Source organism: Streptomyces sp. WMMC500, from assembly GCF_027497195.1.
GTDB lineage: Bacteria > Actinomycetota > Actinomycetes > Streptomycetales > Streptomycetaceae > Streptomyces.
Genome location: NZ_CP114905.1, coordinates 2456248 through 2468628, shown reverse-complemented (window position 1 = coordinate 2468628; position 12381 = coordinate 2456248). Strand labels below are relative to the sequence as shown.

The 12381-nt window shown below is 72.1% G+C and carries 10 protein-coding genes; 7 read left to right on the top strand and 3 right to left on the bottom strand.

Annotation, left to right across the window (positions count from 1 at the left end; all coding sequences use genetic code 11):
- Window positions 1-3 precede the first annotated feature (3 nt).
- Window positions 4-216 (top strand): acyl-CoA carboxylase epsilon subunit, encoded by a 213-nt coding sequence (locus O7599_RS10030; protein ID WP_281621778.1) that lies wholly within the window; start codon window positions 4-6, stop codon window positions 214-216.
- A 97-nt stretch (window positions 217-313) separates the two neighbouring features.
- On the opposite strand, the gene gltX is transcribed toward O7599_RS10030, so the two are convergent.
- The 3 genes from gltX to O7599_RS10015 are packed head-to-tail and all read right to left on the bottom strand — an operon-like array spanning window position 314 to window position 2877.
- The gene (gene gltX / locus O7599_RS10025; protein WP_281623331.1) at window positions 314-1792 is read right to left on the bottom strand and encodes a glutamate--tRNA ligase; all 1479 of its coding nucleotides are present in this window, start codon (window positions 1790-1792) and stop codon (window positions 314-316) included.
- A 19-nt stretch (window positions 1793-1811) separates the two neighbouring features.
- Window positions 1812-2624: a fumarylacetoacetate hydrolase family protein gene (locus O7599_RS10020; protein WP_281621777.1), complete on the bottom strand. Its 813-nt coding sequence runs from the start codon at window positions 2622-2624 to the stop codon at window positions 1812-1814.
- Between the two features lie 46 nt (window positions 2625-2670).
- The gene (locus tag O7599_RS10015) at window positions 2671-2877 is read right to left on the bottom strand and encodes a hypothetical protein (protein ID WP_281621776.1); all 207 of its coding nucleotides are present in this window, start codon (window positions 2875-2877) and stop codon (window positions 2671-2673) included.
- Between the two features lie 627 nt (window positions 2878-3504).
- On the opposite strand from O7599_RS10015, the gene O7599_RS10010 reads away from it, so the two are divergent.
- The 6 genes from O7599_RS10010 to O7599_RS09985 all read left to right on the top strand — a co-directional run bounded on the left by O7599_RS10010 (window position 3505) and on the right by O7599_RS09985 (window position 12268).
- Window positions 3505-7143 (top strand): nitrate- and nitrite sensing domain-containing protein, encoded by a 3639-nt coding sequence (locus O7599_RS10010; RefSeq protein WP_281621775.1) that lies wholly within the window; start codon window positions 3505-3507, stop codon window positions 7141-7143.
- The gene (locus tag O7599_RS10005) at window positions 7144-7566 is read left to right on the top strand and encodes a roadblock/LC7 domain-containing protein (RefSeq protein ID WP_078563996.1); all 423 of its coding nucleotides are present in this window, start codon (window positions 7144-7146) and stop codon (window positions 7564-7566) included. It begins immediately after the preceding gene.
- A gap of 71 nt (window positions 7567-7637) precedes the next feature.
- The gene (locus O7599_RS10000) at window positions 7638-8048 is read left to right on the top strand and encodes a DUF742 domain-containing protein (RefSeq protein WP_026276533.1); all 411 of its coding nucleotides are present in this window, start codon (window positions 7638-7640) and stop codon (window positions 8046-8048) included.
- Entirely contained in the window at window positions 8029-8622 is a 594-nt protein-coding gene (locus O7599_RS09995) for an ATP/GTP-binding protein (RefSeq protein WP_078572953.1), read from the top strand. Before O7599_RS10000 ends, O7599_RS09995 begins: the two co-directional genes overlap by 20 nt.
- A 460-nt stretch (window positions 8623-9082) precedes the next feature.
- Complete coding sequence (locus tag O7599_RS09990; RefSeq protein WP_281623330.1) at window positions 9083-11845, top strand: sensor histidine kinase; 2763 nt, start codon at window positions 9083-9085, stop codon at window positions 11843-11845.
- 9 nt (window positions 11846-11854) lie between these two features.
- Entirely contained in the window at window positions 11855-12268 is a 414-nt protein-coding gene (locus O7599_RS09985) for a roadblock/LC7 domain-containing protein (protein ID WP_281623329.1), read from the top strand.
- Window positions 12269-12381: the final 113 nt, after the last annotated feature.

Sequence of the window (12381 nt, the reverse complement as noted above, 5' to 3'; positions counted from 1 at the left end):
CACGTGACCACGCAGCACACCGAGAACCTCGTCCGCGTCGAGAAGGGCGAGGCCAGCGAGGAGGAGCTCGCCGCGCTCACCGCGGTGCTGCTCGCCCGCGCCGCCGCCGAGCAGCCGGCGCACGCCCGCCACGGCGGGCACGGCGGCTCCGCCGCGCGCTGGCGCCGGCTGGAGCGCCAGCACGGCTTCCGCGCCCCGCACAGTTGGCAGCGCTGACGCGCGAGCCGCACCGCACCCCGAAGGCCCCGCCGCGGCGGGGCCTTCGTGTGTCGTACGAACCGGGCGGGCCGCCGGGCGGACCGCGACCCGCCGCTCAGCCCTGCCCGGCCGCCGCCAGGCGGTCGAGCGCGGCGTCCACCCGCGCCAGGGTGCGGTCGCGGCCCAGCACCTCCAGGGACTCGAACAGCGGCAGTCCCACCGTCCGCCCCGTCACCGCGACCCGCACGGGCGCCTGCGCCTTGCCCAGCTTCAGGCCGTGCTCCTCGCCCGCGGCGAGGACCGCCTCCTTCAGCGCCTCCGCCGACCACGGAGCCGCCGCCAGCCCGGCGCGCGCCGTACGCAGCAGGTCGGCCGCGCCCGGCTGCCCCGGCTTCATGGCTTTGTCCCACGACTTCTCGTCGAACACCGGCTCCTCAAGGAAGAGGAAGTCGACGTTGGCCGTGATGTCGGACAGCACGGTCAGCCGCGTCTGCGCCAGCGGCGCCACCGCCGCGAAGGCGTCCGCGTCGAAGGATTCGGCCGGCCACGGCGCGTGCGGCGGCCGCAGCCAGGGCGCGCAGCGCTCCGTGAAGTCCTTCACGTCCAGCATGCGGATGTGGTCCGCGTTGATGGCCTCGGCCTTCTTCAGGTCGAAGCGGGCCGGGTTGGGCACCACGTCGGCGATGTCGAAGGCCGCGACCAGCTCCTCCCGGGTGAAGACGTCGCGGTCGGCGGAGAGCGACCAGCCCAGCAGCGAGAGGTAGTTGATCAGCCCCTCGGGCAGGAAGCCGCGCTCGCGGTAGAGGTTGAGCGAGGACTGCGGGTCGCGCTTGGAGAGCTTCTTGTTGCCCTCGCCCATGACGTACGGCAGGTGGCCGAAGTCCGGCACCCGCTTGGCGACACCGAGGTCGATCAGCGCGCGGTAGAGCGCGATCTGCCGCGGCGTGGACGAGAGCAGGTCCTCGCCGCGCAGCACGTGCGTGATCTCCATCAGCGCGTCGTCGACGGGGTTGACGAGGGTGTAGAGCGGGGCGCCGTTGGCGCGCACGATGCCGTAGTCCGTGACGTTCTCGGGTGCGAACGTCAGCTCGCCGCGCACGAGGTCGGTGAAGGCGATCGTCTCGTCCGGCATGCGGAAGCGGACGATCGAGGTCCGGCCCTCGCCCTCGTACGCCGCCACCTGCTCGGCGGTCAGCTCGCGGCAGTGCCCGTCGTACCCGGAGGGCCGCCCTGCCGCGCGCGCCGCCTCGCGGCGCTCTTCCAGCTCCGCCGCGGTGCAGTAGCAGCGGTAGGCGTGCCCGGCGCCCTGGAGCCGGCGGGCCACGTCGGCGTAGATGTCCATGCGCTGCGACTGCCGGTACGGCGCGTGCGGGCCGCCTGCCTCGGGGCCCTCGTCCCAGTCGATGCCGAGCCAGTGGAACGAGTCGAGCAGTTGCTCGTACGACTCCTCGGAGTCGCGGGCCGCGTCGGTGTCCTCGATCCGGAAGACCAGCGAGCCGCCGGTGTGGCGGGCGTACGCCCAGTTGAACAGGGCGGTGCGCACCAGACCCACGTGGGGGTTTCCGGTGGGGGAGGGACAGAAGCGGACCCGCAGGGGGGCCGGGGGGGCTGGGCTAGCCACGCTTGATCACCTTGTTGGCGAGAGTGCCGATGCCTTCGATGGTGACGGCGACCTCGTCGCCGTCGTGGAGCGGGCCGACGCCCGCGGGGGTCCCGGTGAGGATGACGTCGCCGGGCAGCAGCGTCATCGCCTCGGTGATGTGCACGATCAGCTCGGGGATCGAGCGCACCATGTCGCTGGTGCTGCCGAGCTGGCGCTGCTCGCCGTTGACGGTGCACTGCAGGGCGATGCCGTCGGCGATCCGGGCCGGGTCCAGCTCCGTCTCCACCCACGGGCCGAGCGGGCAGGAGGTGTCGAAGCCCTTGGCCCGGGACCACTGGTTCTCGCGCTTCTGGATGTCGCGCGCGGTCACGTCGTTCGCACAGGTGTAGCCGAGGATCACGTCCTGGGCCCTCTCCAGCGGCACCTCGCGGCAGAGCCGGCCGATGACGACGGCCAGCTCTGCCTCGTAGTGCACCTCGTCGGAGAACGACGGGTACGCGATGGGATCGCCGGGGCCGATCACCGAGGTGGACGGCTTGAAGAAGGCGACGGGGACGTCCGGCACCTCGTGTCCCAGCTCGGCGGCGTGCTCGGCGTAGTTGCGGCCGATGCCCACGACCTTGTTGGGGAGCACGGGGGGCAGTAGCCGCACCTTGTCCAGCGGGAGCTTCCGGCCCGAGCGCTCGAACTCGGCGAAGGGGTGACCCTTGATCACGTCGAGGGTGACCTCGCCGCGGGGAGCGCCGGCGCCGTCGAAGCCCTCGGAGCCCTCGACCACACCGAACGCGACGCTGCCGTCGACGGAGAACCTGGCGATACGCACGGGGCACAGGTTATCGCCCCGCCGCCCGGCGTCGCGCCGCGCCCGGTCAGGCGCCGGAGGGCACCTCCTCCAGCACGGTGCGGCGCGGGTTCGCGGTGCGCTCCGGCGGCTGCGCGGCCGGGGCGGCGGCGTCGGTCCGGGCATCGGTCCGGGCCCATGCAGCCTCGGGCGGCTCGGGAAGCAGCAGGTCCGCGGCGTCGTCGAGGTGGGCGAGGGTGGTGCGCCGCGGGTTGGCTATGGTGCGGAGGATCATGAGGGTGACGCGTGCCTTTACGTGCCGGGGCCCGCTGCCGGGCCGACGAGACCGTGCTTGACGGAACGAGCCGTTGTGTCAAGTGAAGGGTAGGCGCCGCTATTCCCCGCGCCGCCGGGACCCATCCCGTACGGCATTGTGACTTTCCTCACCCCCGCGGTGACGAATGCCAAATATCGTCGGCCCCGACGACGGGCGAAAACATGCCAACTCCGCATAGGGGCGGCATTTCCCGACCGATGGGCTCGACCCGGGACACGGGCCCGCGCCATGCACCTCGTAGGAAAATGTCCGTTATCCCCACCCATCGCTTCAACTGCATGTAAGCTAATCGCCACAGTGTGTAGTCGCCGTCGAGCTGTTACCCCCGGCCCTTGTTGGAGATCCCGGCACTGTGCTGGAATTCCACGGACCGTCGCTGGAGTGCAGTCGACGCAAGGGCGCAACGGGGCGCCACGCGAGGGGCTGTGCGGGGAGCATGCGCCGGTTGGTTCACGGCGGGCGGGGGCCTAAGCTCCCGCACGACCAGACAACGCTCCGGTGCATGCGCCGGAGCCGGTCCTAGAGGTTGCGACGCTAGTGCAGGGACGATTGAAGACTGACGGCAGCGTTCCGGGCGAGCCCGAGGTGCGTGGGAAGACCGACCGCGCAGCCTCCCTTCGGTACGGCCAGAGCGCGAGCTCCTCGCCGGACCGGAACGCCGACCGCGGCGGCGCCCGAATACCCGCGCCCGAGGCCGGCGACTTCGCCAACATGCAGCAGCCGAAGGGCTCGAAGGGACCGGGCTCCCGGATCCTGCTGCGCAACTGGCGCATCAGCACCAGACTTGTCTCGCTCCTCGCGCTCCCCGTGGTCGCCGCGACCACGCTGGGAGCTTTCCGCATCGAGGACTCCTGGCAGAACCTCCAGCAGCTCGAGAACATGAAGCTGCTGACGGACATGACCGAGGAGGCCACCGAACTCGCCGACATGCTCCAGCAGGAGCGCGACAAGTCGGCCGGCCTCATCGTCGACGGCAACCCGAAGCACCCGGACATCACCGACGCCCGCGACGAGACCGACAAGGCCCTGATCGCCTTCACCCGGTCCGCGGACGAGATCGACACCACCGACGACGAGGACCTCGCCGGGGTCAACAACTCGCTCACGAGCGTCATCGAGAAGCTCAACAAGATCAACAGCATTCGCAAGACGGCCTATTCGGACGACACCGGCGGCGCCGCCCAGACGGTCAAGGCGTACGGCGAACTCGTCGACTCCCTGGTCTCGCTCTCCCAGGACATGGCCCTGGCCACCAGCAACCCGGAAATGATCGCCAAGACCCGGGCGCTGGCCACCTTCTCCTCCGCCAAGGAGTACGCCTCCGTCCAGCAGGCGATCATCAGCGCCGCCCTCGCCGAGGAGCCGCGCAACGACTTCGCCGAGGCCGACCGGCTGGAGGCCGCCTCCGCCCAGGAGGCCGAAAGCTCCTCGCTCAAGCTCTTCGCCCACCTGTACTCCGGGCGGATCGGCCTGACGGACCTGATGCGCTCGCTGGACGGCGGCAACGCCTCCGTGCAGCAGGCCGACACGTTCGCCAAGAACCTGGTGAACAACCCGGACAGCATCAAGAACGCCGACATGAGCTACCGGCACTGGTACGAGCTGGACAGCGTCAAGATCGAAGAGATGAAGAAGATCGAGCAGCACCTGCTCCAGGAGATGGAGCAGACTGCGCGCGATCTGCGGTCCGAGGCCCAGCAGGAAGCGATCCTCAACGGCGTCCTGATCCTCCTCGTCCTGCTCATCTCGCTCGCCGGCGCCTTCGTCGTCGCCCGCTCCATGGTCCGCTCGCTGCGCCGGCTGCAGGACACCGCGCAGACCGTCGCCCAGAAGCGGCTGCCCGAGCTGGTCAAGCAGCTCTCCGACGCCGACCCGCAGGACGTCGACACCTCCGTCGAGACCGTCGGCATCAACAGCCGGGACGAGATCGGCAAGGTCGCGTCCGCGTTCGACGACGTGCACCGCGAGGCGGTCCGGCTGGCCGCCGAGCAGGCGCTGCTGCGGGGCAACGTGAACGCGATGTTCACCAACCTCTCGCGCCGGAGCCAGGGCCTCATCCAGCGTCAGCTCTCTCTCATATCCGAACTGGAGTCCCGCGAGGCCGACCCGGACCAGCTCGAGAACCTCTTCAAGCTCGACCACCTCGCGACCCGCATGCGCCGCAACGGCGAGAACCTGCTCGTCCTCGCGGGCGAGGAGCCGGGCCGCCGGTGGACCCGCCCGGTCCCGCTGGTCGACGTGCTGCGCGCCGCCGCCTCCGAGGTGGAGCAGTACGAGCGCATCGAGCTGTCCGCCGTGCCGGCCACCCAGGTCGCCGGCCGCGTCGTCAACGACCTCGTGCACCTGCTCGCCGAGCTGCTGGAGAACGCCACGTCGTTCTCCTCGCCGCAGACCAAGGTCAAGGTCACCGGCCACGCCCTGCCCGACGGGCGGGTGCTGGTCGAGATCCACGACACCGGCATCGGGCTGTCGCCGGAGGACCTCGGGGCGATCAACGAGCGGCTGGCCAATCCGCCCACGGTCGACGTCTCCGTCTCCCGCCGCATGGGCCTGTTCGTGGTCGGCCGGCTGTCGCTGCGCCACGGCATCCGCATCCAGTTGCGCCCCTCCGACTCCGGCGGCACCACCGCGCTGGTCATGCTCCCCGTCGACGTCACGCAGAACGGCGGCGCCGCGGGCGGCAAGCAGCCGGCGGGCGCCGCGGCCGGCGCGCCCGGCGCGGGCGCCGGCGGCCCCGGCAAGGGCGCCCCGGCGCGCGGCGGTGCGCCGGGCCGCGGGGGCGCCATGAGCAGGCTCGGCGCCGCGCAGCAGCGCGGCCAGGTGGGGGCGGGCGCCGGCTCCGGCCGGCCCGCGCTGCCCAGCCGCGACGCCGGCGGCTCGGGCGGGCCCGGCGGCCCCGGCCAGCGGCCCGGGCTGCCCGGGCGCGAGCCCGCCGGTGCCGGTTCCGCCTTCGGCCGTTCGCCGGGCTCCGGGTCCGGTACCGGCTCCGCCTTCCCGGGCGGTTCGGCCTTCGGTGCCGCGCCCGGTGCGAACTCCTCGTCGGGTGCCGGCCTCGGCGCCCCGCCCGCCCGCCCCGGGCTGCCCGCCCGGCCGGGCGCCGACTCCGGCGTCCGCGAGCCGGCCGACGCCCAGCACACCGGCGCCGGACTGCGCGACTCCGGCCGCGACCGGCACGACGGGCCGCGGGAGCACGCCGACGCCGACACCACGCAGTTCTCCCGCCCCGACGTCGACGGCCCGCCGCCGGGCGGGGGCGGCGGGATCCCGGCGTTCGGCTCCGTGCCGCCGCCGCGCTCCCCGCAGTCGCCCGTACCCGGCCAGGCGGCCTCGTACGGCGCGCCGCAGGACACCGGCGAGCACCCGATGCCGCCTCCGCAGCGCCGCCCGCGGCCCGGCCCGCAGGACACCGGCGAGCACCCCGTGGCCCGCCCCGGCCCCCACGACACCGGCGCCCACCCGGTGCCGCCGGCGGTTCCCGGCGCGTACGACACCGGCGAGCACCCGGTGGCGCGGCCCGGTCCCGGCGACACGGGCGAGTACGCGATGCCGGGGCAGCGCCCCGGTCCGGGGGACACCGGCGAGTACGCGATGCCCGGGCAGCGCCCGGGCCCGCACGACACCGGCGAGTACCCGACGGCGGTGCCGCGGCAGCCGGCAGAGTCGCCCCTCGCCGACAGCCTGCTCGACGGCGGCCCCCTCCCCGCCCGCGGCGACGAGTCCACGCCGATCTTCGAGTCCATGGAGTCGAACTGGTTCCGCGGGGACCGCGGCCGCGGGCAGACCCCTGTAGCCCCCACCGCCCCCACCGCCGCGCAGCCCCCGGCCGACGCGCCGCCGGCCGCGCAGCAGCAGGACCAGGACGCCGCGGCCGGGCCGGCCGCGGCCGCCCCCGCGTCGCAGCCGGCCACGGCCACCCCCGCGCCGGCCTGGCGGCCCTCGCCCAACGACGACCGCTGGCGCCGCGCGGAGCAGTTGCGCACCCCGCAGGCGGGCGGCGTCACCACGTCGGGGCTGCCGCGGCGGGTGCCGCGCGCCAACCTCGTCGCGGGCACCGCGCAGCAGTCCGCGAACGCCAGCGGAACCCAGGTCTCGCGCGCGCCCGACGACGTGCGCGGCAGGCTGACGAGCCTGCGCCGGGGAATTCAGCGGGGCCGCCAGGCAGGTGGCACCGGTGAGACCCTCGGCGGCAACGGCTTTGGTCCCACCTATCAGCAGGAGCGTTAGTTGAGTCCATTGAGCCAGGCGGCGCAGAATCTGAACTGGTTGATCACCAACTTCGTGGACAACACCCCGGGGGTGTCGCACACGGTGGTGGTCTCCGCCGACGGACTGCTTCTGGCGATGTCCGACGGCTTCCCGCGGGACCGTGCCGATCAGCTCGCGGCGGTGGCGTCCGGTCTGACGTCCCTGACGGCCGGTGCCTCGCGCATTTTCGAAGGCGGCAGCGTGAACCAGACGGTGGTGGAGATGGAGCGCGGCTTCCTCTTCATCATGTCCATTTCCGACGGGTCCTCGCTCGCCGTGCTGGCGCACCCGGAGTGCGACATCGGCCTGGTCGGTTACGAGATGGCGCTGCTGGTCGACCGGGCGGGCGCGGTGCTCACCCCCGATCTGCGCGCGGAACTGCAGGGCAGCCTGCTGCACTGAACCACGGCCGGCCGCCGGCCGCCCGCTTACCCAGACCTTCCCCATCGGCCATGTTCCCGCCCGGAGGATCCATGACCCCGCCACCCGCCTCACCCGACTCGTACGGTGGTGCCCAGCATCAGCCCTACGAAGGTGAAGGCGATCAGCCGCTGGTCCGGCCCTATGCCATGACCGGCGGCCGGACCCGGCCCCGTTACCAGCTCGCCATCGAGGCCCTGGTGAGCACGTCGGCCGACCCGATGCGGCTGCAGGGGCTGCTTCCGGAGCACCAGCGGATCTGCCACCTGTGCCGCGAGGTGAAATCCGTTGCCGAGGTCTCCGCGCTGCTGACCCTGCCGCTGGGCGTCGCGCGCATTCTGGTCGCCGACCTGGCCGAGGCCGGTCTCGTGGCCATTCACCAGCCCGGCGGCGGCACGGATGCCGACGGAACCCCCGATGTGACTTTGCTCGAAAGGGTGCTCAGTGGACTTCGCAAGCTCTAGTGGTGTGGCCGGTTCTTCTCCGGCTCGTGCGACCACGTCGGCGAAGATCGTGGTGGCGGGTGGTTTCGGGGTGGGGAAGACCACGTTCGTCGGTTCGGTGTCGGAGATCAATCCGTTGCGTACCGAGGCGGTGATGACGTCGGCGTCTGCGGGGATCGATGATCTGTCGCAGGTGTCGGGGAAGACCACGACGACGGTGGCGATGGACTTCGGTCGTATCACGTTGGATCAGGATTTGATCCTGTATCTGTTTGGGACGCCTGGTCAGGATCGTTTCTGGTTCATGTGGGACGATCTGGTGCGTGGGGCCATCGGTGCGGTGGTGCTGGTGGATACGCGGCGGTTGGCGGATTGTTTCCCTGCGGTGGATTACTTCGAGAACTCGGGGTTGCCGTTCGTGATCGCGTTGAACGGGTTCGACGGGCATCAGCCGTACTCGCCGGACGAGGTGCGTGAGGCGCTGCAGATCGGGCCGGAGACGCCGATCCTGACGACCGACGCCCGCCAGCGCTCCGAGTCCAAGTCCACGCTGATCACGCTGGTCGAGCACGCCCTCATGGCCAGGCTGCGCTGAGCGCGGCCGGCCGCCCGGACGGACGCCGCGGGCCGGGGACTTCGCCAGGGGCAGGTTGCACCGTACGGTGCCACCTGCCCCTGAGGCGTTGATAACGTTTGGAAGCAGATTGCAGGTGTGTGTTGCACAGGACGCAGGCGGCCGACTCCGTTCCGCTGATGCCGTGGTTGCACTTTGTCGGCCGACGCCGCTTACGTCCTGTTTGACGGTGCCTGCGTGATCGTACGAAGTCCTCGCCAGGCGTTTGGAATGTGCCGCGCGGCGTGCTGGAATTCGAGGAACTGACCCGAGAGTAGGCCGAGAGGTTGTTGGTCCGGTGAGGCGCAGCAGCAAGGGCCCGGCGCAGGAGGCGCGGGGCAACTTCAGCCCGCCGTCGCGCGCGGCGGTGCCGCCCCCGGCGGGGGCTCAGCCGGCTCCGCCGCCGCCGAGCGGCAGCCGGTTCTCCCCCCGCAACTGGCGGGTGGCCACGCGGCTGAACGCGATCCTGCTCATCCCGGTGCTCGTGGCCATCGTCTTCGCGGGCTTCCAGGTGAACAGCTCCGTCGACACCTGGCAGGAGGCCCAGGAAGCGGAGAACACCGCCAAGGTGGCCAAGTCCGCGGCTGACTACGCCGAGCGTCTCATGGCGGAGCGCGACGTCTCCGTGCAGCCGCTGCTCCACGGCGACCGCGAGGCGAGCCGGGTGACCGAGGCGCGCAAGGCCACCGACGCCGCCGCGGCCGAGTTCGACCGGCAGGTCGAGGACATGCCGGACAAGCCGGGACTGCAGCGCCGGCTGAACGCCTTCCGCGACCAGGAGAAGAACCTGGAGCAGATGCGCCAGGCGGCGTTCACGCCCCAGGCGCCCGGCACCGACACCCACCTCGGGTACGCGCAGATGTACCGCCCGCTGATGACCTTCGCCAACGAGCTCGGCCTGGGCACCAGCAACATCACCAGCTACGGGCGCGCGATGTACGCCATCTCGCTCTCCAAGTCCGCCGCCTCGCTGGTCCGCTCCATCGGCACCGAGCTGCTCGTCAGCCCGCCGGAGAAGGCCGAGGTGCTGGCCGAGGAGAAGACGGCGCTCGCCTCCTTCGTCTACCTGGAGCCCATCGCCCTCGACGAGTTCAGGACCGGCAGCACCGCCGCCGACAACCGCATGCTCCAGGACGCGCTGGCCGACCAGGAGGAGGAGGCCAAGCAGCGGCTCGCCGAGGCGCAGCGGGAGGCCGAGAGCGGCGGCGGCGAGTTCACCGCGCCGCCGGAGCCCGAGGCGATGCTCGCCGGCGTCGCCGGCATCGGCGAGGGCACCACGCCCGAGGACCTCGCCGCCCAGGGCATCACCCCGCAGACCTGGTACGCGGCCACGAGCGTGCCCATCGCCGCGTACCGCACCGTCGAGATCGAGTTCGCCGACCGCGCGGTGGCCGAGGCCCACGACATCGTCGAGTCCGCCAAGCGTGACACCGTCGTCGGCGCCGCCATCGCCGTCGGGGCGCTGCTCATCGGCTTCGTCATCGCCGCGATGATGGCCCGCTCCATGGGCCGCAGCATGCGGCTCCTGCGCAACTCCGCGTTCGGCATCGCCGAGCAGCGGCTGCCGATGCTGGTCGACCAGCTCTCCCGTACCGACCCCGGCCGGGTGGACACCCGCGTACAGCCGATCCCGCTGCACAGCAGGGACGAGATCGGCGAGGTCGCCCGCGCCTTCGACCAGGTGCACCGCGAGGCGGTCCGGCTGGCCGCCGAGCAGGCGCTGCTGCGGGGCAACCTCAACGCGATCTTCACCAACCTCTCCCGGCGCAACCAGGGCCTCATCGAGCGCCAGCTCGAACTGATCTCCGGCCTGGAGGACCACGAGGCGGACCCGGAGCAGTTGGAGAACCTGTTCCACATGGACCACCTCGCGACCCGCATGCGCCGCAACGGCGAGAACCTGCTGGTCCTCGCGGGCGAGGACACCGGCCGGCACATGGAGGAGGCCGTCCCGCTCGTCGACGTGCTACGCGCGGCGACCTCGGAGGTCGAGTCGTACGAGCGCATCGAGCTGGAGGGCGTGCCGGACAGCGAGATCCACGGCAGCGCCGTCACCGACCTCGTGCACCTCCTCGCCGAGCTGCTGGAGAACGCCACCACGTTCTCCTCGCCGCACACCAAGGTCCGGGTCACCGCCACCAGGCTGCCGGACCGCCGGGTGATGGTCGAGATCCACGACAAGGGCATCGGCCTGACGGCCGAGGACTTCGCGGACATCAACCACCGGCTCGCCAACCCGCCCACCGTGGACGTGGCGATCTCGCAGCGCATGGGCCTGTTCGTGGTCGGCCGGCTCGCCGACCGGCACGGCATCCGGGTGCAGTTGCGCCCCTCCGGCGAGCAGTCGGGCACCACCTCGCTGGTGATGCTGCCCGAGGCCATCGCCTTCGGCGGCGCCACCGAGGCGCCCGAGCAGCAGGACGAGTTCACCGTCTCCCGCATCGTCGCCGACCGCCCGTCCTTCCAGCCCGCCGGCAACGGCTTCGCCGGCGGCCGTCCGCGCAGCGCGGCGGAGCTGGGCTTCGACGACTCCACGTACCCGCAGGTCGAGCCGCCCCGCCCGGCGATGCCCGCGCTCGGCGGGCAGGAGGGGGTCTTCGACCCCATCCAGCGCTCGCTGCTGCGCGAGGAGCGCAGGGCCGCGCTCGAAGCGGCGGCGCAGGACCGCACACCGACCTTCCACGAGCCCCAAGCGGAGGCCGCGGATACTGATCCCTTCACGCCCGGGGGTATCTCGGCGGAGCCCGCGTACGATACGTACGGCCACGTCGAGCCCGGCACCGCGCCGAACCACTGGACGGGGCAGGGCGCGTACGACAGCCCGGCGCAGCCGGAAGTGGAATCCACGGCGCAGCTCGGCACCGGCCGCGGAGGCTTCGGCTTCGGCGAACCGGAGCCGGCGCCGGCCGACGACGAGTGGAGGTCGGCGAACGACGAACGCTGGGAGCGCGCCGAGCAGGTGCGCGAACCGAAGGCGGGCGGGGTCACCCCCGCGGGCCTTCCCCGGCGGGTGCCCCGCCAGAACCTGGTCGAGGGCACCGCGGAGCAGGCTCCGCTGGGAGGCCCACAGGTCTCCCGGGCGCCGGAGGACGTACGCGGCAGGCTGAGCAATCTGCGCCGCGGCGTCCAGCAGGGCCGCGAGCGGGGGCCGCAGCAGAACGACGGACCGGGCGTGGGCCCCGGCACATACGATCAGGAGCGTTAGGTGAGCCCGATGAGCCAGGCGGCGCAGAACCTGAACTGGTTGATCACCAACTTCGTGGACAACACCCCGGGGGTGTCGCACACGGTGGTGGTCTCCGCCGACGGACTCCTCCTCGCGATGTCCGACGGCTTCCCGCGCGACCGCGCCGACCAACTGGCGGCGGTGGCGTCCGGACTGACGTCGCTGACGGCCGGTGCCTCGCGGATCTTCGAGGGCGGCTACGTCAACCAGACCGTGGTGGAGATGGAGCGCGGCTTCCTCTTCATCATGTCGATCTCCGACGGCTCGGCCCTCGCCGTGCTGGCGCACCCGGAGTGCGACATCGGCCTGGTGGGCTACGAGATGGCCCTGCTGGTCGACCGGGCGGGCTCCGTGCTCACCCCCGATCTGCGCGCGGAGCTGCAAGGCAGCCTGCTGAACTAGCCGACAATCGATGCACGTTGCACGCTCGCCGGGCTAAGGTGCGTCGAGTGCAGTGATGCTCCGGCAGGCCGTCGGGGAAGGGGAACGCAGTGGCAGCGCACCAAGAGGGACCT

What these genes read in the sequence shown, in the direction of transcription:
- O7599_RS10015 (WP_281621776.1), bottom strand. Translation starts at nt 2,877, where the DNA reads ATGATCCTCCGCACCATAGCCAACCCGCGGCGCACCACCCTCGCCCAC.
- O7599_RS09985 (WP_281623329.1), top strand. Translation starts at nt 11,855, where the DNA reads ATGAGCCAGGCGGCGCAGAACCTGAACTGGTTGATCACCAACTTCGTG.
- O7599_RS10000 (WP_026276533.1), top strand. Translation starts at nt 7,638, where the DNA reads ATGACCCCGCCACCCGCCTCACCCGACTCGTACGGTGGTGCCCAGCAT.